The organism is Desulfosalsimonas propionicica, assembly GCF_013761005.1.
In the GTDB taxonomy this organism is placed as follows: Bacteria; Desulfobacterota; Desulfobacteria; order Desulfobacterales; family Desulfosalsimonadaceae; genus Desulfosalsimonas; species Desulfosalsimonas propionicica.
This window is the reverse complement of record NZ_JACDUS010000003.1, coordinates 214,586-235,199: the sequence shown is the minus strand read 5'-3', so window position 1 is coordinate 235,199 and position 20,614 is coordinate 214,586. Positions and strand designations below refer to the sequence as shown.

At 56.9% G+C, this 20,614-nt stretch carries 17 protein-coding genes; 10 read left to right on the top strand and 7 right to left on the bottom strand.

All coding sequences use genetic code 11. The features are described 5' to 3' along the window. Positions 1-3 precede the first annotated feature (3 nt). Positions 4-1,272: a hypothetical protein gene (locus HNR65_RS07025; RefSeq protein ID WP_181550763.1), complete on the bottom strand. Its 1,269-nt coding sequence runs from the start codon at positions 1,270-1,272 to the stop codon at positions 4-6. Between the two features lie 235 nt (positions 1,273-1,507). Here HNR65_RS07025 and HNR65_RS07020 point away from each other — a divergent pair, with 235 nt between their 5' ends. From HNR65_RS07020 to HNR65_RS06990, 7 genes are all read left to right on the top strand, one after another. Further along, positions 1,508-1,663: a hypothetical protein gene (locus tag HNR65_RS07020; RefSeq protein ID WP_181550762.1), complete on the top strand. Its 156-nt coding sequence runs from the start codon at positions 1,508-1,510 to the stop codon at positions 1,661-1,663. Positions 1,664-2,453: 790 nt separating this feature from the next. Then, positions 2,454-3,515 (top strand): radical SAM protein, encoded by a 1,062-nt coding sequence (locus tag HNR65_RS07015; protein ID WP_232364687.1) that lies wholly within the window; start codon positions 2,454-2,456, stop codon positions 3,513-3,515. Between the two features lie 43 nt (positions 3,516-3,558). Then, the gene (locus HNR65_RS07010) at positions 3,559-4,341 is read left to right on the top strand and encodes an SDR family NAD(P)-dependent oxidoreductase (RefSeq protein ID WP_181550760.1); all 783 of its coding nucleotides are present in this window, start codon (positions 3,559-3,561) and stop codon (positions 4,339-4,341) included. A gap of 70 nt (positions 4,342-4,411) precedes the next feature. Further along, complete coding sequence (locus HNR65_RS07005; protein ID WP_181550759.1) at positions 4,412-5,170, top strand: SIR2 family NAD-dependent protein deacylase; 759 nt, start codon at positions 4,412-4,414, stop codon at positions 5,168-5,170. Positions 5,171-5,210: 40 nt separating this feature from the next. Continuing rightward, on the top strand, positions 5,211-6,038 hold the full coding sequence (locus tag HNR65_RS07000; protein WP_181550758.1) for a nitroreductase family protein: 828 nt from the start codon (positions 5,211-5,213) through the stop codon (positions 6,036-6,038). Between the two features lie 12 nt (positions 6,039-6,050). Next, on the top strand, positions 6,051-7,598 hold the full coding sequence (locus HNR65_RS06995) for an acetolactate synthase large subunit (protein ID WP_181550757.1): 1,548 nt from the start codon (positions 6,051-6,053) through the stop codon (positions 7,596-7,598). After that, on the top strand, positions 7,595-8,236 hold the full coding sequence (locus HNR65_RS06990; protein ID WP_181550756.1) for a class I SAM-dependent methyltransferase: 642 nt from the start codon (positions 7,595-7,597) through the stop codon (positions 8,234-8,236). Before HNR65_RS06995 ends, HNR65_RS06990 begins: the two co-directional genes overlap by 4 nt. 43 nt (positions 8,237-8,279) lie before the next feature. On the opposite strand, the gene HNR65_RS06985 is transcribed toward HNR65_RS06990, so the two are convergent. From HNR65_RS06985 to HNR65_RS06975, 3 genes are read right to left on the bottom strand one after another with little or no spacing between them, the layout of a single operon-like run. After that, positions 8,280-9,371 carry a trypsin-like peptidase domain-containing protein gene (locus HNR65_RS06985; RefSeq protein WP_181550755.1) on the bottom strand — a complete coding sequence of 364 codons (1,092 nt, stop codon included), beginning with the start codon at positions 9,369-9,371 and terminating at the stop codon, positions 8,280-8,282. After that, positions 9,295-9,540 (bottom strand): hypothetical protein, encoded by a 246-nt coding sequence (locus tag HNR65_RS06980; RefSeq protein ID WP_181550754.1) that lies wholly within the window; start codon positions 9,538-9,540, stop codon positions 9,295-9,297. The genes HNR65_RS06985 and HNR65_RS06980 overlap by 77 nt, the downstream gene beginning before the upstream one ends. Before the next feature lie 18 nt (positions 9,541-9,558). After that, positions 9,559-13,176, bottom strand: coding sequence for a proline dehydrogenase family protein (locus HNR65_RS06975; RefSeq protein WP_181550753.1), 3,618 nt, complete (start codon positions 13,174-13,176; stop codon positions 9,559-9,561). Positions 13,177-13,343: 167 nt separating this feature from the next. Between HNR65_RS06975 and HNR65_RS06970 the strand changes: the two genes are divergently transcribed. Together HNR65_RS06970 and HNR65_RS06965 are read left to right on the top strand one after the other, a co-directional pair. Further along, positions 13,344-13,568: an RNA-binding S4 domain-containing protein gene (locus HNR65_RS06970; RefSeq protein WP_181550752.1), complete on the top strand. Its 225-nt coding sequence runs from the start codon at positions 13,344-13,346 to the stop codon at positions 13,566-13,568. Beyond that, positions 13,565-14,287 (top strand): polyamine aminopropyltransferase, encoded by a 723-nt coding sequence (locus HNR65_RS06965; RefSeq protein ID WP_181550751.1) that lies wholly within the window; start codon positions 13,565-13,567, stop codon positions 14,285-14,287. The genes HNR65_RS06970 and HNR65_RS06965 overlap by 4 nt, the downstream gene beginning before the upstream one ends. Here HNR65_RS06965 and HNR65_RS06960 read toward each other — a convergent pair. Both HNR65_RS06960 and HNR65_RS06955 read right to left on the bottom strand, forming a co-directional pair. Then, the gene (locus tag HNR65_RS06960; RefSeq protein ID WP_181550750.1) at positions 14,284-16,086 is read right to left on the bottom strand and encodes an acyl-CoA dehydrogenase; all 1,803 of its coding nucleotides are present in this window, start codon (positions 16,084-16,086) and stop codon (positions 14,284-14,286) included. The two genes, HNR65_RS06965 and HNR65_RS06960, sit on opposite strands and share 4 nt — an antisense overlap. Positions 16,087-16,421: 335 nt before the next feature. Continuing rightward, a complete protein-coding gene (locus HNR65_RS06955) occupies positions 16,422-17,732 on the bottom strand; it encodes an MFS transporter (RefSeq protein WP_181550749.1) in 1,311 nt (436 codons plus the stop codon). A 304-nt stretch (positions 17,733-18,036) separates the two neighbouring features. Between HNR65_RS06955 and HNR65_RS06950 the strand changes: the two genes are divergently transcribed. After that, a complete protein-coding gene (locus HNR65_RS06950; RefSeq protein ID WP_181550748.1) occupies positions 18,037-18,816 on the top strand; it encodes an IclR family transcriptional regulator in 780 nt (259 codons plus the stop codon). A 33-nt stretch (positions 18,817-18,849) separates the two neighbouring features. Here the strand turns inward: HNR65_RS06950 and HNR65_RS06945 are convergent, their stop codons facing one another. Continuing rightward, entirely contained in the window at positions 18,850-20,529 is a 1,680-nt protein-coding gene (locus HNR65_RS06945; RefSeq protein WP_181550747.1) for a long-chain-fatty-acid--CoA ligase, read from the bottom strand. Between the last annotated feature and the right edge of the window lie 85 nt (positions 20,530-20,614).

Genomic DNA, 20,614 nt, shown 5'->3' with positions numbered 1-20,614 from the left:
TTCTTAGAATTCCAACCGGAAGCAGATATTACCGTAAGTCATTTTGCCAAGATCGCTCTTCTGGGTTCCCCCCGGGAGAGCTGCGCCTGCTGCAGCGGCAGTTGCAATCGCTTCCGGAGTCCATTCATATTCCGCATCGTTTCTGTCGATCATACCGATTTCCGGGATGATGTGAACGTTCTTGGACAGGGAGATCCAGGCCTGCAGATAATAAATATAAGCTTCTTGCTCACTATCCTTGGTGCCAAGATAAAGAGGATTCGCCAGCCCAAAATCCTCGGAAACATCCACGGTACTATTATCTAACTGAGCATTCTGATAACCAAAACCGGCTTCGATATTGAGCATCTTGTTGACCTTCATACCGGCAACCAGGGTTCCCTGATAAAGATCAGAATCTTCGAGGTCTCCATCCTGATCAAGAGCAGCACCAGTGTAGGTAACAGTACCCAGAGTGCCCTTGCCATAGTTGGCGGCATTCTGCATATAAGAAGCGGTTGCCTTGACATAGAAGGGTTTCAGGTCAAAGCTTGCGCCTATGCCCACCAGATAGCTGTCAATGTCTTCGCTTCCGCCACCATCAGCCTCAAGTTCATAGGTCTGGAAACCCACAACAGGCCGGATATTGACCAGGTCGGTGCGGAACACGTAAGCCGCCTCAATACGCGGCAGGCTGAAATCTGTATCTGTATTTGCTATGCCCTCTGCGGCCAAACGGGTCGAAAAATCATCAGCGTCCTTGTGCTGCTCGATAAAGGCAATATCCAGATCCCCGAACATCAGCTTGATCTGCGGCTGCCGTCCGATATAGGGAAGGCCGGCCAGAAGCATGTTGCCATTTCCCGAATCGCCAATATCTGCAGACATCTTGGAATAGCCCAGATAGGTGCCAGGGGTGTAGTCCTTACCCATGAGCAGTTTGCCGGCACCGAAATTCCAGACGCCATAGGCCATGCGGAGGTAGTCATCATCGTTGTTGCCATCAGCACGGGTGGCGTCTCTGAGCCCTAATTGTACCACGCCATAAAATTTTTCCGAAACCATGGCCTTGGCGGTAAAGGTGCTGTTGCCGTCCAGACCCATCAAAAACCCGGTGTCATCATCCCAGTCATTGCCAATGGAACCATCCAGGTAGGGGCCTTTCGCATACTCCTGATCCACATCATAATAGCCTGCATGGGTGCGAACGCTGGCGCCGAAGTCCCATTGTACGGCCATGGCCGGAGCGGCTGAAAAGCCTAACACCAGTAATACCACTAATAATTTTTTCATCTCTGTTGTCCTCCCTTAAAAGTATTTTGTTTTACAAACCGCTTACACACTTCATCATCCGGCAATTCAATTTTATAAAAATTGCCGTGGTGCAGTCCCTATCACCCCCCTTTCAGATGGTTTGCCGGTTGTTGATGTACAAGGGCGCCTGTGGCGCCTTTGCCTGCCTATCTGTAAATTTTTTCCGCCCCGGGTACGCGGTTTTGCCGGTTGCCGGCCCAGGGTGCAGAGATTTTTGGATAAAGCGGTGCTGCCGGGTTCTGGTTTGGGGTGGCTGCAGTTGTGCGGCCTGCCTGCAGCGGGCCGCGCCGATGTTTTAAGGGATTTTGGTGTTGGGATTTTACAATCATGGGAATGGTTGCAGATCCTTTTGTTCAAAAGGGTTGTTTAAACGGCTGGTTCAAACGCTTGCAACAAAAAAGAAACGAAAATGAAATGACTTTCTGACCTCTAAAGCAAAATTCCCCCAATGTCAAGCACAAACACAAAAAAATGTTTCCCGGTGCAGTCCATGTGCTGGTTTATGAACAGAGTTCACGATCAACATTTTGAAATAACAGCATTTCCAAAACTTTGCCAATTCCTTGATCCATACATTTTTTCAAAAGCACAAACTCTTCTCCGCCCTGCTCTTACGGTTTTTCCCGCACCAACCCCTCCCCGGAACCCGAACGCACCCACACGCATGTGCCAGGCTGACCCGGAGGCGGAGGACGGAAGACAGAGGTCAGAGGGCAGAAGTCAGAAGGCGGAGAGAAAGGATCAGGGAAGGAATAAAGGGTGGAAGAAATGACAAACATTGAAACTTCGGGTGGTTGTTTAAAACCAGTGAGGATCGGTTGCCAAGCCAGGACGGAAGCAATTCCCTGGTTTTGCGATTTGCCCGCACCTGCACCCATGTTCCAGGCAGACCCGGGGGGGGGGCGGGGGCGGTTTTTGAAGCGACATTGCGATTTTTGCCATTCCGGCAAAAATCTCAGGAGCAAAAAAACCAACCCCGTTCCCCGGGGCTTGCCTCCTGCCACGGTTTGGTTTGCAGCCGGTTTGACGAAGAGCCGGAATTGATTTATCTTGCAAAAAAGCTGTACGGAAGACAGGAGTCAGAAGTCAGTGGTCAGGAGTCAGGGGTCAGAGGACGGAAGGCAGAGGGAAGATCAGGCAATCAATAAAGGATGGAAGAAATGACAAAACAAGAAAGTTTCGGCCGGTTGTTTGAAACCGGAGTTTACCGGCCGCCCAGCGAGGGCGGCAGCAATTCCCTGCTTTTGCGTTTTACCCGCAACTGCCCGTGGAACCGGTGCGCGTTCTGCGCCATGTACAAGACCGAAAAATTCGAGGTGCGGCCGGTTGAAGAAATCAAGGGGGATATCGACGCCATGGCCAGGGTGCGCGACGAACTCTATGAAATCTCCCAACGGCGGGGGCTGGGAGATCAGGTCAACCGGCAGGCCATTGTGGAACTCATTGAAAAATACCCGGAGTTCAACTATCACCAGGGCTTTGCCATGCTCATCAACTGGCTCATGGCAGGCGGAAAAACCGCCTTTCTCCAGGACGCCAACACAGTGATCATGAAAACCCCCGACCTGGTGGAAGCCCTGCAATATCTGCGAAGCAAATTTCCCTCCATCGAGCGGGTCACCACCTATGCCCGGTCCCGAACCCTGTCCCAGAAAAAGGCCGAAGAGCTCAAGGCCATCTACGAAGCCGGCCTGGACCGGGTCCACATCGGCCTGGAAACCGGAGATGACGAGCTGCTGAAAAAAATCAACAAGGGCGTGGACGCAGAGGGCCTGATCAAAGGCGGTCAAAAGGCCGTTGAAGCAGGCTTCCAGGTCTCTGAATACTGGATGCCCGGCCTTGGGGGAAAAGAGATGTGGGAAAACCACGCCAGAAACACCGCACGGGTGCTTTCCGCCATCAACCCCCACTACATCCGCTCCCGGCCCTTTCGGCCGCTTCCGGGCACGCCCATGTATGATCAATACCAGAAAGGCACATTGCAGCTGCTCTCAGCGCAGGAGCAGCTACGGGAACTGGCGCTGACCATGGAAAATCTGGATGTCACCGGAAAGGTCTGCTTTGACCATGCGGGCAATTACTGGCGAAACTCCCGGGGCGGGCTGATGTTTTCTCACGACTACGAGGGCTACAAGTTCCCCGAGCAGAAACCCGAAGTCCTGGAAAAAATCAAAGACGGCTTAAACACCGACCACCCCATGCCCGGTTTTTTGCAGATGTAAGCGTCATGGCACTACCCTGCCGGTTTAAACCAAAGGAGATCTCATGGAACTAAAAACTGCTTCTGCCATTGTCACCGGATCATCATCCGGAATCGGGGCTGCTGTTGCTATAGAGATGGCAAAGGCTGGCTGCCAGGTGACCATCAACTACAGCCGAAACCAAAAGGGCGCGGAAGAAACCGCTGAAGCCTGTCGGGCCCTGGGCGCTGAAACTCTGGTGGTGCAGGCGGATGTATCCGATGACGCCGACTGCCAAAAACTGGTGGATGCTGCGGTCAGCCGGTTCGGCGGCCTGCAGATTCTGATCAACAACGCGGGCACCACCAAGTTCTGCCGGCACCAGGATCTGGCCGGCATCGACAAACAGGATTTCATGGACATTTATGCTGTCAACACAGTGGGCGCCTTTCAAATGACACGGGCCTCGGAAGACGCTCTTCGGGGAAACGAGATAGCCCATATCGTCAACATGGGCTCCATTGCCGCGCTCACCGGAATGGGAAGTTCCATTGCCTATGCCGCCTCCAAGGGGGCGCTGGTGACCATGACCTTATCCCTTGCCCGGGTCCTGGGCCCCCAGATCCGGGTTAACGCGGTGTGCCCGGGCTTTGTGGCCGGAGAATGGCTCAAAAAAGGGCTGGGGGAAAAAGCCTATGAAACCTTAAAAAACCAGTTTGAAGACGCCGCCCCCCTAAACCGCACGGCCACCCCGGAAACCGTTGCCCAGACTGTTGCCGCACTGATCAGCGGCGCAGACCTGACCACCGGCGAAACCCTGATCATCGACGGCGGCGCGCATCTGCACACCGCACCCCTGGGACGGTAAACCGTTTCTTTTTACCCGGTTCGGTCAAAAAACCGAACCGGCAAGTATACAAGCATAACCGGAGGCGATCATGGATGCCGGAAAACAACAAACCGATCAGCTGCGGCAGATGCTGGATCAAAGCCGGCGGATGGTAGTGTTTACCGGCGCCGGCATCAGCACGGAGTCTGGAATCCCCGATTTCAGAAGCCCGGGCGGGATCTGGAGCAAAAACGAGCCCATCAATTACCAGGATTTTATTTCTTCTGAAAAAACGCGCATTGAATCCTGGCGCCGCAGGTTTGCCCTGGGCGAAGTCCTGGACCAAGCCCGGCCCAATGCCGGCCACCTGGCCGTGGCCAAACTGGTGCAGCGCAACAAAGCCGCCTGCGTGATCACCCAGAACATCGACGGGCTCCATCAGCAGGCCGGGGTTCCGGATGACAAGGTCATCGAACTGCACGGCAACACCCATTATGCCGTGTGCCTGGAATGTGGGAAACGATTTGAGCTGGTCCCCATCCGGCAGGCGTTTGAACAAAAGCCCCATGCCCCGGTGTGTGATCTTTGCGGCGGCATGGTCAAAACCGCCACCGTCTCGTTCGGCCAGTCCATGCCCGCGGCTGAAATGCACGCGGCCCGGGAGCAGACCGTCAACTGCGACCTGTTTTTGTCTCTTGGCTCATCGCTTGTGGTCTACCCGGCAGCGGGGTTTCCCGAAATCGCAAAAAGAAACAACGCCCGCCTGGCGATCATCAACCGCGATCCCACGGGCATGGACCACCTGGCCGACCTTGTGATCCATGACAGCATCGGCCCTGTGCTGGCCGCAGCAGTGGACCCGGAATAATGTCAACAAAAAAACAAAACCATCACCAAAGGGAGTGTTCATGAACCTATTCGAAGTCAATACAGATACCTGCAATCAGGACGGCATCTGCGCGGCCGTGTGCCCGGCCCAGATCATCAGCTTTTCCAAAGGGCAATATCCCGAGCCCGTGGCAGATGCCGACGAACTGTGCATCCGGTGCGGACACTGCGTGGCGGTCTGCCCCACCGAGAGCCTGACCCACAAAGACATGCCCGCGGAAAAATGCCCGCCGGTCCAGCCCGAGATGATGCCAGGCCCGGAGCAGTGCGAACATTTCTTTCGCATGCGGCGCTCCATCCGCACCTACAAGGACGCGGCCCCGGATGGCCGCACCATTGCCCGGTTAATTGACATGGCCCGGTTTGCCCCCACCGGACACAACTCCCAGTGTGTGGAATGGACCGTGATCGGCGGCAGGGACAAACTCGCGGACCTGGGCGGGGTCGTGGTGGACTGGATGCGCTGGATGATCCAAAACATGCCCGAGGCGGCTGCGGCCGTGCACATGGACCGGGCCGTGGCCCGGTGGGAGGATGGGAAAGATGTGATCTTCCGGGGCGCGCCCATGCTGGTTTTGGCCCATGGGGACAAAAGTCTTCCGCCTGCGCCCGCAGCCTGCACCATTGCCATGGCCTACCTGGAGCTGGCCGCCCCCACCCTTGGCCTGGGGGGCTGCTGGGCCGGTTATTTCATGGCCGCGGCCGGCAATTTCCCGCCCATGAAAGAGGCCCTGGCCCTGCCGGAAAACCATCAGTGCTATGCCGCCATGATGATCGGATATCCCCGGTTTTCCTACAAGCGCCTGCCCCTTCGCAATTCCCCGCAGGTCAACTGGCGGATGGAATAAAAGAGGTGGGATATGAACGGCGCCCAAAGTCTGATGCAAACCCTGGCCGATGCCGGGGTGGAAGTCTGTTTTACCAATCCCGGCACCACCGAGATCCACCTGGTTGCGGCCCTGGAACAGGTGCCGGCTATGCGGGCGGTGCTTTGCCTGTTTGAAGGGGTGGCCTCCGGGGCGGCGGACGGCTATGCCAGAATGGCACAAAAACCCGCGGCCACGCTGCTGCACCTGGGCCCGGGACTGGCCAATGCCGCAGCCAACCTGCACAATGCCCGCCGGGCCCGCTCGCCGATGGTCAACCTGGTGGGCGATCACCCGGCTTATCACCAAAAAAATGATCCGCCCCTGGCCTCGGATATCGCAGCGCTGGCCGCCCCGGTGTCCGGATGGGTGGATACAGCCAAAAGCGCGAAAAAACTACCCTCACAGGGGACGGCTGCTTTGCGGGCATCTTTGGGCCCCCCGGGACAGGCCGCCACCCTGATCATCCCGTCAGACTGTGCCTGGGGCGAATCCGAACCCGCTGTTGGACCGGTTCAGGCAAACAAACTTGCAGCCGTATCCGCCAAAGCCGTTGAGACCGCCGCGGAAATGCTGAGCTCAGGCGGGCCTGCAGCCCTGATTCTCGGCGGCAGCGCTCTTTTGGAGCCGGCTCTGCACACAGCCGGCCAAATTGCAGCAAAAACCGGGGCCGCGCTTCTGGCCCGGACTTTTGACGCCCGTTTTTCCCGGGGAACAGGCCGGCCCGTGGTCCAACGGCTGCCCTATTTCCCGGAAGCCGCCGGAAAAAGCCTGGCGACTTATAAAAAAATCGTGCTGGTCGGCATTGATGCGCCGCCCACGCCCTTTTTCGCCTACCCGGACGCCTCTGTTCAGCTGCTGCCAACCGGATGTGAAGTCACGGCCCTGGCGGGTTGTGCAAACGACGCCACAGCAGGCCTGGCCGCCCTGTCAGAGGCTGTGGGCGCCGTTGACACAAAATTTTTTGCACCGGAACCAAAACGTCCCCAGGCCCCGCAAGGCCAGTTGACCCCGGAAACCATCGGGGCGGCCATCGGCGCCCTGCTGCCGGAAAACGCCATTGTCTCGGATGAATCGGTCACATCCGGCGGCCCGGCCTACGCGCTGACCACCGGCGCCCCGCCCCATGACTGGCTGTGTCTGACAGGCGGTGCCATCGGCCAGGGCGTACCCGTGGCCACGGGCGCGGCCCTTGCCTGCCCGGACCGGAAGGTGCTGTGCCTCCAGGGAGACGGCGGGGCCATGTACACCCTCCAGGCGCTCTGGACCCAGGCCCGGGAAAACCTGGATATCACCACTGTGATTTTCTCCAACCGCCAATACGCCATCCTCCGGGTGGAGCTTGAGCGCCTGGGCTTTGACCACCCGGGCCCCAGGATCACCGATACCATGGATCTTTCCCGCCCCTGTATCGACTGGGTGCAGATAGCCGGGGGCATGGGCGTTAAAGCCGCTCAGACCGACACCGCGGAAACCTTTTACCAGGCTCTTTCCCGGGCCATGGCCGAACCCGGCCCCTGCCTCATTGAGGCCCGGATATGACCTTTCCGGCCGGATGCCCGTTGTGCGGACAGACAAAAACTGAGAAATACACCGAAGACCGGTTTCGGAAATACCGGCTCTGCACCCGGTGCCACCTGGTGTTTGTGCCGGGAAAATACCATGTTTCAGAAGCCCGGGAAAAGGCCCGGTATGACGAGCACAACAATGACCCGAATGATCCGGGTTACCGGAAATTTTTAAGCCGGATGGCCGAACCCTTGTGCAAAAAACTGCCTTTTGGGGCATCCGGCCTGGATTTCGGCTGCGGGCCCGGCCCGGCGCTGGCGGCCATGCTCCGGGAGCAAGGCTTTGATACTGCGGTTTATGACAAGTTCTATACCCCAGATGGCCGGGTACTTGAAAAAACCTATGATTTTATCACCGCAACAGAAGTGCTCGAACACCTCCGCCGTCCCGGAAAGGACATAGACCGGCTCTGGCAGATACTGCGACCCGGCGGGATTTTCGGCATCATGACCAAGCTGGTCAAAGACAAAGCCGCCTTTGATAACTGGCACTATAAAAGAGACCCCACCCATGTCTGCTTTTTTTCCGCTGAAACCCTGCTCTGGCTCGGGGATTTTTTCCGGGCGCAGGTGGAATTTATCAACAGCGACGTGGTATTGCTTTATAAATAGGGCCTGAACGAAATAGCCGGGCGGGTGCCGACGCCGGGATCTTTTACGGGCGAATATGATCTGCAAATTCATTAAAGGCCACGTTGATGGGAATGGCAAATCCCAGGCCCTCGAACTTGCGGGTGAGTTCCTTAAAGGAGTTGATCCCGGCCACCCGACCCTGACGGGTCACCAGCGGGCCGCCGCTGTTTCCGGGATAGATTTTGGCATCGGTCTGGATGAAATTGGACTTGAACCCGGCAATAATGCCCCGGCTCATTGAATCCCGGAGGCCCAGGGGGCTGCCGATGGCATAGACCGGATCTCCCTGGGAAAGCGGGCCCGGGTGGGCCGGGGCGATAAACGGGGTTTTGTACCCGTCGATTTTTAAAAGCGCCAGATCATGGCTGCGGCTTTTGGCCACCAAATAGGCGGGGATCTCCCGGCCGTCCTTGCATATGACCCTGAAATGACGGCTCAGAGCGGCAGTGGCGTTTTTGTAGCGAAATGAACGGATCTGACTTTCGTATTCGGCCTTTTTGTCCTCATATTCTGCCTTTTGCTGTTCAAACCGTTTCTTATAGGCCTCGTATCGCTCCTTTTCAATGGCGTAGCGCCGTTTTTCCCGCTGTCTGGCCGCGCCCCTGGGCATCCGGTCTATGCTTGTCCGGTACTGGTTCAAATGCCGGGAAAACTTGCGCAGCCGCTCTTTTTCATCTGCGATCTGCTTGTCTGCAGCCGCAAACCGCTCCTTTATTTCCTCGATTGCCGCATCGCTTCGCTCAAGGGTATCCGGACTTGTCTGGATCACATGCCGGTTGGTGAGGATATGGCCGTTTTCAGTAACAAAAAAACCCGATCCGGTGCCAATGCTGGTCTTGATGGTCACCGCAGCCAGGGCTGCGGCCTCCACCGGGCTTGAGGGTTTGTAGCGGTTGTGCAGGGCCGCCTTCAGATCCTGGCCTGAGCCCGGCGCATACCCGCCGGAGCGCCCGGCCGATTCCATCTGCTGTGCTTCGCCTTCGGGCGCGGTGTCGGTAAAGTGCCATTTGCCGTCTGCATCCTGGTATTTGTAAATTTCAGACAATGCCGGCGCGGCTGCAAAAGCAGTCACCAAAATCACCAGAACGGCCGGAAAAACCATTTTTCTCAGCATTTTTCTCCCCTGAACATTGACGCGCTCGTAAAAAGTCGATTTTCAGATGGCGCTGTAAAAAGTTCAAGATCAAGGCTTGCGCGATTTCGAAGAATGCAGCGTACTGATCCGTACGTGAAATTCTGAGAAATCGCGCGTAACGCAGATATTGGACTTTTTGCGGTGCCATCAACATTAATCCGCGTTTTTAAATCAGGCCCCTTTCCCCAAGGTTTCCGTAGCGGTGGTAATTGTTGGACACGGCCTGCTCCTGCAGATACTGGAGCAGTTCCAGGCGGCCTTCCATGTAAACCGGGGTGCGGGAAACATAAAACCCGGTTTCCGCGGCCCTTTCATAGACCATGGGCGGCACCCGGTCGGCGGCAGCATACCGGATCCGGTCGATTTCGCCCATGATCTCACACAACCGCTCGTCTGTCTGCTCAACAATCTCCCCGTTTCTGAAAAACCGGCGGCCATGGTGGGAATCCAGAAATGCCGTCACAATGTTTGACAGCCCGGACGGAATGCTGACCGTGGCCGTGCACCCGGTGATCCGGGCAGCGGCAATCCGGGCCAGCAACTCAAATACGGAATCCTTTTCACTGACCCGGACCACCACCCGCCCCCTGGGCAGATACCGAAGGTGATTGTCCTGGCCGCGCAGATGAAAATAATCGTGCTCCTGGCCAAACTCCTGCTCCCACCAGTAGAGATAGCTTTTGACCGCATAAACCACCTTTTCCAGATCCCGGGCAAGGTCTGCGTCAAAACGGTTCCAGCGCAGGTCAATCTGCCATTCATTGACAATCCGCAGCAGATGACTGTCTTCGGAAATATCGCCAACAGCCGGATACCCGGTTTCTGCAAAAGCCATGAACTGATAGACGTAATTGGGGCTGCCGGCCTTGATCCCCGCGCCCAGGGCGGATTTTCCCATGCCGCCGAAAGGCTGGCGCAGCACAATGGCGCCGGTGGTGCCCTTGTTGATATACAGGTTGCCGGCTTTGATCCCGGCTTTCCATTTTTCCTGCTCCCGGCGGTCCAGACTTTCCAACCCCGAGGTCAGGCCGTATCCGGTCATGTTGACCAGATCAATGGCATGGTCCAGGTTTTGGGCGCGCATGACCCCGATGACCGGGCCGAAAAACTCGGTCATGTGGGTATAGCCGCCCGGCTGCACCCCCCACTTGATCCCCGGGCTCCAGATATAGGGATTGGCCGCCACCGGCTCGGGTTTCAGGGCCCAGGATTCCCCCTCTTCGAGTTGTGTCAGGGCCCGGTGCAGATCCCCGTCCGGCGGGGCGATGATCGCGCCCACCTTGTTTTGAAACGCCCAGCAGGAGCCGGTCTTGCAGCTTTTGGCCGCATCCGCGAGCTGGCGGCGGAACAGTTGGTCATCATAGACCTCCTTTTCCAATATCACCAGGGAGGTGGCGCTGCATTTCTGGCCGGAGTTGCTGTAGGCCGAATGCACGATATTCTTGATGGCCTGGTCCCGATCAGACATGGCCGTGACAATGGTGGCGTTTTTGCCCCCGGTTTCCGCAGCCAGCTGGATGTCCGGGCGGTTTTTCAATATCCGCAGGCCCGTATCCGTGCCCCCGGTCAAAATAATATAATCCACCTCCGGATTGCCGGTTAACTCGCTGCCTGCGGTGCTGCCGGCACACGGGATGAATTGGAGCGTTTTTTTCGACACACCGGCCCGGTAAAAGCACTGCACCAGTTCCCAGGCCGTGAGCACGGCCGCTGATGCGGGCTTGAACAGGACGGTGTTTCCGGCCGCCAGGGATGCGGCAATACCGCCGCAGGGAATGGCAATGGGAAAGTTCCAGGGCGTGATCACCAGGCCCACGCCCCTGGGGCGAACGCGGACATTGTCCATTTTATGAAAGATTTTGGCGCTATGGGGGTAAAACTCGGTAAAATCAATGGCCTCTGAGACCTCGGGGTCGCTTTCGGCAAACATCTTGCCCCAGTTGGCCGCAGCCGCGCCGATCAGATCACCCCTGGCCTTTCTGAGCTCGTGACACACCCGGTCCAGGATTTGGTGGCGTTGTTCATGGGTTTTGTCCCGCCAGCCATCCGGGTCCCGGCGGGCGGTTTCAACCGCGCACCGGATGTCCTCAGTCCCGGCCAGGCGATACACGGCTGTGGTAACCGCGTCACCGGAATCCGGGTTATAGGTTGTCACGTCAATGACATTTCTGGTTTCACGGTCTTGAAAAATTTCATCTCCGTCTATGACCACAGGGATTTCAATGGGATCATCATCGGCGGATTTCCTCCATTTATCCCGAATGGCTTCGGCCCATTTCTGGTTGGGCGGCAGGGACCAGTCCGTATCCGGCTCATTGGTGAACCGGTTGGTGAAAAACGCCCCGGTTTTCTCATCAAATGTTTCCGTGTTTCTGTCCTGGATCCGGCTGGGTGACGCCGGAGCAGCCTCCATGCGCCGGCAGGACTGTTCAAACTGATCCTTTAAAAACGTCCATGCATGGGAATTGGTTGTCAGGTACGGGGCATAGCGCAGAAAATTTTCCGGGGAGGTGTTTTCATCCAACCGCCGGATCAGATAGGCAATGGCATTGATGAACTGGTCCTTTGAGGCCACCGGCGCATAAAGCAGGATATCTCTGACGCTTTCCTGCAGGGTCCGGCGCATGTGATCGGCCATGCCTTCGAGCATTTCAAACCAGAAAAACTCGGTCACACCCAGGGCGTGGCCCAGTTCATGGGCATAGGCCAGTTCAAACAGGTTGTGGGAGGCCACCCCCAGGTGCACGGCCCGGATGTGTTCAGGCTGCATGGCATAGTAAACCATGCGCTTGTAATTGGCATCCACATCCATTTTGTTGTCATAAGTGGCCAAAGGCCAGTTGAAATGAGACGACTCCAGCAGTTCCATCTCAAGATTGGCGCCCTTGACAATGCGCAGCTTGATGACCGCCCCGCCGGCTTTGACCCGCCTGACAGCCCATTGGGTCAGCCGCTGCTGCATCAGATAGGCATCCGGCAGATAGGCCTGCAAAACAATGCCGGCGGAATAATCCCGGAATTCTTCCTTTTCCAGGGTCCGGACAAAGGCCTCGTAGGTAATGTGGATATCGCGGTATTCTTCCATGTCCATGTTGACGATCTTGGGCACAACCTCACCGTTTTCCCGGGTGAAATAATTTTCTTTGGCCACCCGCAGCAGTTGTGAAAGTCTTTCCACCAGAAGCGCCACTGTGTGCTCAAAGGCCATGGGCGAGATCTGGGAATACAGGGTGGAGATTTTCACGGAGATGTATTCCACATCCGGATCCCGCATGTCTTCAATATAGGTCTGAAGCCGGCGCAGGGCCTCTTCTTCGCCCAGGACCGCCTCACCCAGGTGGTTGATGTTCATGCGCACGCCCTGGGCCCTGCGTTTTTCCAGGTGCCGGTGCAGGGGTTTGGATTCGCCCGGGATAATGGCCCGTGAGGAGGAATTTCGCATCTGCTCCACCATCCGGGGCACGGCAATGTTGGGGAAATGCCGCCCCATGCCCATAAACATCTGGATGAGCAGCCGCTCCACCCGGGAGAAAAAATCCGGCACCCCGTATTCGGAAAGCAGATGATTGACCTGGTCGGCCACCCGCTCATGGTCGTGGGACCGGAAGCACTGGTCGATCATGCGGGTGAGCACCACCTTGTCCAGGGGATGGGTCAGCAGGCGCTTCATCTGCTGCTGGATGTGTTTTTCCTCTGTGGTAAGCAGCTCGTTTGCCCGGTTCTGCCATTTGGCGGCAAGTGCGGCAGCGCTTTGTTCAATCTGATCGGGATTCGGGGTGTTCATTGTTCCTCCAGCAGGGTTGCAAACATTGCCGCCGCAGCGCCAATGGCCAAACAGACAGCAGCAATGGGCGGGCTTTGTGTTTTTTTATATCTTCGGCCGGTATTATAGCATATAATTGACAAATTTCCATTGCAGACAAAACAGGATTTACAGGAAAAAGGCGAAAAATGAAAGAAGTGATCATCACCGAAGAGCCCATTGCGCTCTGCAACCTGCTCAAGCTCGAAAACCTGACTGCAAGCGGCGGGGAGGCCAAGTACGTGATTGCCGAGGGCATGGTCCGGGTCAACCAAAACACCGAAACCAGAAAACGCAAAAAAATCTTTGCCGGCGATATTGTGGAATTTGCCGGCCGGCAGTTCCGGGTGCAGGTCCGGGGGCCTGTGACATGAACCCCTTGTTTGAAGAGCTTGACTTTCGCAATACCCCCATGGGCGAGCTGGTGCTGCGGCGCAGGCGGGTGATGGCCCTGAAGGGAAAAATCATCTATGAGGTCAAGCTCAATGATGAGTATCTCATGTCCAGCCTGTTTTATGCCGCAGAAACCGCCCTTGCCGAAACCGGGCTTGCCAAGCTTTCCGGCAGCGGCTGGAACGTTGCCGTGGGCGGGCTGGGCCTGGGATATACGGCTGCGGCCGCACTGGAATTTGAACAGGTCCGCCGCCTTGTGGTCATCGAAGCCCTGGCGCCGGTCATTGACTGGCACCAAAAAAATCTTGTGCCAAACGGGGCGGTATTGTGCCATGACCCGCGCTGCCAACTGGTACACGGGGATTTTTTCGCCCTGTGCCGGGCCGGGGCGCTGGACCCGGATGCACCGGAGCGGCGATTTGATGCCATCCTTCTTGATATCGACCACACACCGGAAAACTGGCTGGATGCCGGCCACGGTGAATTCTACACCGCAGCCGGCCTAAACCGGCTCCAATCCCTGCTCAACCCCGGGGGCGTATTTGCCCTGTGGTCCAATGACGCCCCGCACGATGCGTTTATCCAGACCCTGTCTGCGGTGTTTGACCGGGCGGAGGGCCGCACTATCTGTTTTGACAATCCTCTGCAGCAGACCGTGTCTGAAAACGGCATCTACCTGGCACATCGCAGGACTGCTTAAAAGTAGTCCGGCTGCATCTCCACAGTGGGCCTGTCATCGGCCATGAGGCGCTTTTCCAGCCCCTCGGTTTTGGGCAGTTCATAGGCAAAGAAATAGCGCAGGGCAAACATCTTGCCGGCGTAAAATCCCTTGTCCTTTTTCTTCGGGCTTTTTTCCAGGGCGTTTTGGGCGGCCACACCCTGGGCCAGCCACTGCCAGGCGATTGTGACAATGCCGAAATACTCCAAATACAGGGTGGCGTCAGCCAGAAAGGCTTCAGCCCCCTGACTTTGCGCAACACCGGCCTGGTGCCGGGTCACCTGTTCCAGCCGGCCGACAGCGTCTTCGAGCTGTGCGGCAAAACCCTCCAGCGCCTTTGATTTCCCGGCTTCGCCAATGGTCTGGCGCAGCTGCTCAGTGTAGAAGGCAAAGGCCTTTCCCTGCTGCATCATGACCTTTCTGCCCAGAAGGTCCATGCCCTGGATCCCGGTGGTGCCTTCGTGGATGGGATGAATCCGGCAGTCCCGGTAATACTGCTCCAGGGGATAGTCATCGCAGAAACCCGATCCGCCCAGGCACTGCAGGCCCTGGCTGATGGCCAAAATGCCGGTCTCCGAGGGGTAGCTTTTGGCCACGGGCGTCAGGATTTCCAGCAGAAGATGGTATTTTTTCCTTTCCCCGGCTTCTTGTGTCACCTTCATCAAATCCACGTATTTGCTGCACTGGGTGAGCAAAGACAGGGAGCCTTCCACCACGGATTTCTGAAACAGCAGCATCCGCTTCACATCCGCGTGCTCGATAATGGCAACAGGCGGTGATGCCGGGTCCTTTTGGCCCGGCTTTCTGCCCTGGGTCCGGGTGCGGGTGTATTCCAGGGCCGCGTGATAGGCCCCGCCGGCCATGGCCGTGGCGCCCATGCCCACCCCGATGCGCGCCTCGTTCATCATCTGGAACATGTATTTGAGCCCCTGGTGGGCCTCTCCCACCAGCCAGCCATGGCAGTCGTTCTTATCGCCCATGCTCAGCTGGGCAATGGGGCATCCCCGGTAGCCCAGCTTGTGATAAATCCCGGAGGTGGCCACATCATTGGCCACAAGGGTGCCGTCTGCCTCCGGCCGGTACTTGGGCACAACAAAAAGCGAAATTCCCTTGACCCCGGCCGGACCGCCCGGGATCTTGGCCAGCATCAGATGCACAACGTTTTCCACCGCATCGTGATCGCCCGCAGAGATAAAAATCTTTTGCCCCTTGATCAGATAATGGCCGTTTTCCAGGGGCTCGGCGGTGGTGGCCACATCAGTCAAAGACGATCCCGCCTCAGGCTCGGTCAGTGCCATGGTCCCCTGCCACCGACCCTGCCGCATCCTGGGCACAAAAGTCTCATTTAGCTCCTGTGAGCCAAAGGATTCGATCAGATGAGCCGCGCCCCGGGTCAGGCCGGCATAGGCATTGGCCGAGTAATTGGCCGAGGCAAAGATAAACTCGCAAAGATCGGCCACCATGGCGGGCAGCTGCTCGCCGTCCTGGTCAATGGGAACCGTGCTGGTCAGCCAGCCGCCTTCGGCAAATTCCTTTAAGATCTTTTTTATGGCCGGATGCACCCTGACCTCACCGCCGACCAGTTCGGGCGGTTTTCTGTCCATCTCCTCAAACAGGGGAAACAAAAGGTTCTTTGCCAGTTTCACCGCTTCTTTGACCACCATTTCAAACATCTTGCGGTTGTGCTGGCCAAAATAGTCATACCGGGTCAGGGACGTGACATCAAAGACCTCGTAAAGCAGAAAATCCACGTTTCTTTCATCTACAAACCGGGTTGCCACAATATCCTTCCTTTCATTTCATTTTGTTCAAACCACCGGATTCTTTCATCCAGGATCCGGAAGCGGGTTTTTGCCGAACCTAAATTTGATGGACGCGTAAAAAGTCGCTTTTAGACGGCTTTGTAAAAAGTTCAAGATCAAGGCTTGCGCGATTCCGAAGAATGCAGCGTACTTATCCGTACGTGATATTCTGAGGAATCGCGCGTAACGCAGATATTGGGCTTTTTACGAAGCCGTCAAATTAAGCCGAAACATCTTTTTCATTATCCTGTCTGCATTGCTCCGTCAACTCACATCCATTAAAACAAATCCGGGCCAAAAGGACAGCCCAGGGGTCATGATCTCTTTATTTCAGGTACGGCCAGGGGCGTTACCACGGCCAGACCCACAGCCATGAGAACGAAATTGGCGATAAACACGTGAAAATACCCCTCCACCGGGTATGCCGGGCCAACCGCGCCCACCCGGTCCATGAGATAGCCGGAAAAGGGCTGAAACAGAGCGGTTCCCAGAAATGCCGCCGGATTCATCAGACCGATGGCCGTGCCTGTGAGCCAGGCCGGAAACAGCTCCTTTGTCACGGCAAAATACAGCGACAACGTGCCCCCGCCGCAGATGCCCATGGTCAGAAACAGGACCGGGATCATCCATCCAGGCGGCTTTCCGGCAAATACCAGAAACACGGCCCAGCAGCCAAGCCCCAGGACCAGGGTGGTTGTGATCACCCGCTTGCGGCCCGCAGCCACCCGGTCTGCCAGAAAACCGATCACCGGCGCGCCGATGATAAAGCCGCCAGGCAAAAACATGAGCATCGCCCCTGCAGTCATCCGGGTAAAGCCGTGCACGTCTGTAAGATAGGGTACGGCCCAAAGGCCCTGAAACGTCAAAGCCGGCCCGCCAAAGAAAAAATAGGAAAGTGTTACCATCCAGAATCCGGGATGGGCGGTCACCCTTTTTAAGCGCGTCAGCGCGCCGGCCTTGGCCGGGATATCAAAGGCGTCATCAGCGGCCGGACCGGGCTCCGGCGCAATTGGCGCCCAGCCCTTGTCTTCGGGCTTGTCGCAAAGGATCACCCAGGCCAGTGCCGCCATCACCAGTGTAATGACGCCGATGGCGTAAAATGAGGTGCGCCAGCCCAGCAGCACCACCAGCCAGGTCAGGGGCAGTGAGGCAGACAGGTTGCCCGCGTTGCCGAATGCCAGAAAAACCCCGGTAATGGCGGTAAACTCGGAGCGTTTAAACCACCTGGAAAAAATCTTCAGACCCGGGATAAAAACCCCGCCCACCCCGATGCCCACCAGGGCCCGGCCGGCAGTGGCCACGCCCATGCCCGGCGCCAGGCCAAACAAAATCACCCCAATGCATGCGATGATGGCAAACACCGTGACCACCGCCCGCGGCCCCAGGGTGTCAGAAAGCATACCCACGGGCGGCTGGACCGCGGCATACAGATAAAAATAGGCCGAGGCCATCACCCCCAGGGCCGTTGCATCTGCGCCAAACTCCAGCACCAGATCCCGGGCGATCACCGTGGGTGAAATCCGGTGCAGGCAGGCCAAAAAATAGATAACGCTCAACACCCCGAATATGGCCCACCTGTAGCCCAGGGCGGTCTTTATCCAAGCTTTCCGGCCCGGGATCGTCATAGGCCGGGTTCCTTTTGGAGCAGCATTTGCCCGCCCCTGTCAAACTGTTTAAATTCATGTCAAGTAATGTGAATTCAGCCCCATCCTGCTGTTTTCCTACCTGAATAACAGATAGTCGTCAATGCCAAATATTGTTTGTTATTATCGAACAAATATCAACTCAATCCGCTGCCGCCCTGCAACAAGGCCGGAAAAACACCGAGCGAAAACAATGAATCGTGTTCAGATACCATTTGACTCCTCTTTAAAATGCGGATATTTTGAGACACCCGCAAATTCACAATGATCGAACGGAGTTTTAAGCATGAGTGTGCAATCCGTGCAGCGCGCGTTGACAATTTTAACCCTGTTTTCCCATCGCCGCCCGGTGCTCGGCATTTCCGAACTAAGCCGGTTGATGGACCTGCCCAAGGGCACAGTGCATGGCATCACCCGCACCCTTGTGGACCAGGGCTTTTTAAGCCAGGATGAACAAAGCCGAAAATACCGTCTTGGGCTGAAAATCCACGAGCTGGGCATTGTGCTTTCCGGCACCCTGGAATTAAACCAGAAGGCCGCCGGCCCCTGCCACCAGCTTTCCCGGCGCACAGGGCTGCTTTCGCGCATCGGCATCTGGGACGGCGGATCGGTGGTGATCACCCTAAACACCCATCCCAACCCCATGCCGGTTTTGCCCCACCAGGTGGGGCCCCGGATCCACGCCTACTGCTCGGCCATTGGCAAGGCCATTCTGGCCTTTCTGGATGAAAAAACCATCAAAGAGTACCTGGACCGTACCCGGATGACCGCATTTACGCCCCACACGGTAACTGTCAAAAAAAAGCTCCTGGAAGACTTAAAGGCCACCCGCAGCCGGGGATACGCCATTGACCGGCAAGAGGCCGTCCAGGGCATGGGCTGTATGGGCGCGCCGATTTTTAACCACCAGGGCGGGGTGGCCGGGGCCCTGAGCCTGTCCGGCCCGGTCAACCAGGTCCTGGGAGATCAGACAGAAGAACTGGCCGGTGAGGTGCTTTCCACGGCAGCCGAAGTCTCCCGCCTTTTTGGATATTTTCCCGCAATCATGGAAACCGGTGCCTCCTGACGCCAAAAATGATCTGTCTGTGGCAAACACCTGTCACCGTTCCCTGCCCCCGGCCTTTTCTCTTTCTTTCTGCTGAAGCTGGCGCCATTGAATTTTGCCGGTGCCGCTTTTGGGCAGCTCTTTAACGAATTCAACGACCCTGGGATAGCGGTAGGCGGCCATCTGCTGACTGGCCCAGTCGATGATGTCCTGCTCGGAGATCCGGCCCCGGTACTCTGCTGTCGGCACCACAATGGCCTTGACCGTCTCCACCCGTACCTGATGCGGGACTCCGACCACGCAGACTTCTGACACGGCCGGATGCTGATACAATACCCCTTCCACTTCCGCGGGCCAGACCTTGTAGCCGGCGGCATTGATCATGCGCTTGCTGCGGTCCACGATGTAGAAATAGCCCTCCTCGTCCATGCTGCAGATATCGCCCGTGCGCAGAAACCACTTGTCCTCGATGGAAATAAAATTTTTTTCGTTTTCCTCTGGCTTTTTCCAGTAGCCCTCCATGATCTCGGGGCCGTTGATCACCAGCTCTCCCTGTTCTCCGGTGCCGAGTTGCTCTGCGGTATCCAGGTCGATGATTCGGGCGTCCACACCGAAATCCGGAATCCCGATGCACTGAAGCTTGGGACGGTCCGGGGGATTGAAATGGGTCTGGGAAATGGTTTCAGTCATACCGTAACCTTCCACATACTGCAGGCCTGTAAGTTCCATGAGCTTTTTACCCACGGCCTCGGGCAGGGGTGCGCCGCCGCCGCCGACAATCATCAAAGAGCTCAGGTCCCGGGCGGAAATGTCGGGAGCATTCAGGATATCAATGACCATGGTGGTGATATTGGTCCAGTGGGTGCAGCCGTATTTTTCAATGGCCGCCAAAGCCGCCTGCCGGTCCCACCGGGTCAGCATGACCATGGTGGCGCCGGCATATACCGGAGCCAGCATGCTGTGGACCAGGCCGGTGACATGAAATAGGGGAAGGGTGGCAAGCATGACATTGCCGGCCACCATGTTGTGCCAGACTGCGGAGCTGAGCGTGTTGGAAATCACTGTTCTGTGGGTGTGCACACACCCCTTGGGCACACCTGTGGAGCCGGAAGTATAGGGCAGAAGGGCCATGTCGTCGCACCCGGTCTCTTGTGCGGGCGGTGAGGCATTGGTATTTTCCAGGGAGCGGCGCCACGGCCGGATGGTGTCATTGCCCGCTTCAATATCTGCCTGCATGGATTCCGGCACCGGCAGTTCGGGGTTGTCTGGCAGATAATCTTTGTAATCGCCCACCAGAATATGGTCAAGGGCGCATTGGTCCCGGACATTGACCAGCCGCTGGCAGAGATCCGCCGTGGTAATGGCGGCCACGGTACCGCTGTCGGTCAAAAGCTGGAGCACTTCTCTTTCGGTGAGCATGGGATTGATAGGCACCACAACTGCATTGGCCCGCAGTATCCCGTAAAAACCCGATGCAAAATGGGGGGTGTTTTGCAGATACAACGCAACCCGGTCACCTGTTTTCACCCCCAGTCCGAAAAGCACGGCAGCCGTCCGCCGGGCCTCGTCTGCAAGCCGGCTGTAAGAAATCCGGGCGCCATAGTAAATAATGGCCGGGATGTCCGGGTACCTGCGGGCCGATGTTTCCAGAAGCTCAAATAACGGCACTTTCGGGTATACCAGCTGCCGGGGAACGCGCCTGGGCCAGAACGCAAAATGGGCGGTATTCTTCATATTGTCCTCCTGGGAAAGACTTGGGAATCTGGTAAACATTGTTTGAATATATCATACTCTATTGTTTATCAAAACAATGCTTTTT

Bases quoted from the DNA above. Each gene is read 5' to 3' on its own strand.
- HNR65_RS07025 (WP_181550763.1), bottom strand. From the start codon at position 1,272: ATGAAAAAATTATTAGTGGTATTACTGGTGTTAGGCTTTTCAGCCGCT.
- HNR65_RS06955 (WP_181550749.1), bottom strand. From the start codon at position 17,732: ATGACGATCCCGGGCCGGAAAGCTTGGATAAAGACCGCCCTGGGCTAC.
- HNR65_RS07015 (WP_232364687.1), top strand. From the start codon at position 2,454: ATGACAAAACAAGAAAGTTTCGGCCGGTTGTTTGAAACCGGAGTTTAC.
- HNR65_RS07010 (WP_181550760.1), top strand. From the start codon at position 3,559: ATGGAACTAAAAACTGCTTCTGCCATTGTCACCGGATCATCATCCGGA.
- HNR65_RS06965 (WP_181550751.1), top strand. From the start codon at position 13,565: ATGAACCCCTTGTTTGAAGAGCTTGACTTTCGCAATACCCCCATGGGC.
- HNR65_RS06990 (WP_181550756.1), top strand. From the start codon at position 7,595: ATGACCTTTCCGGCCGGATGCCCGTTGTGCGGACAGACAAAAACTGAG.
- HNR65_RS07000 (WP_181550758.1), top strand. From the start codon at position 5,211: ATGAACCTATTCGAAGTCAATACAGATACCTGCAATCAGGACGGCATC.
- HNR65_RS06945 (WP_181550747.1), bottom strand. From the start codon at position 20,529: ATGAAGAATACCGCCCATTTTGCGTTCTGGCCCAGGCGCGTTCCCCGG.
- HNR65_RS06970 (WP_181550752.1), top strand. From the start codon at position 13,344: ATGAAAGAAGTGATCATCACCGAAGAGCCCATTGCGCTCTGCAACCTG.
- HNR65_RS06995 (WP_181550757.1), top strand. From the start codon at position 6,051: ATGAACGGCGCCCAAAGTCTGATGCAAACCCTGGCCGATGCCGGGGTG.
- HNR65_RS06980 (WP_181550754.1), bottom strand. From the start codon at position 9,540: ATGGCACCGCAAAAAGTCCAATATCTGCGTTACGCGCGATTTCTCAGA.
- HNR65_RS06985 (WP_181550755.1), bottom strand. From the start codon at position 9,371: ATGCTGAGAAAAATGGTTTTTCCGGCCGTTCTGGTGATTTTGGTGACT.
- HNR65_RS07005 (WP_181550759.1), top strand. From the start codon at position 4,412: ATGGATGCCGGAAAACAACAAACCGATCAGCTGCGGCAGATGCTGGAT.
- HNR65_RS06975 (WP_181550753.1), bottom strand. From the start codon at position 13,176: ATGAACACCCCGAATCCCGATCAGATTGAACAAAGCGCTGCCGCACTT.
- HNR65_RS06950 (WP_181550748.1), top strand. From the start codon at position 18,037: ATGAGTGTGCAATCCGTGCAGCGCGCGTTGACAATTTTAACCCTGTTT.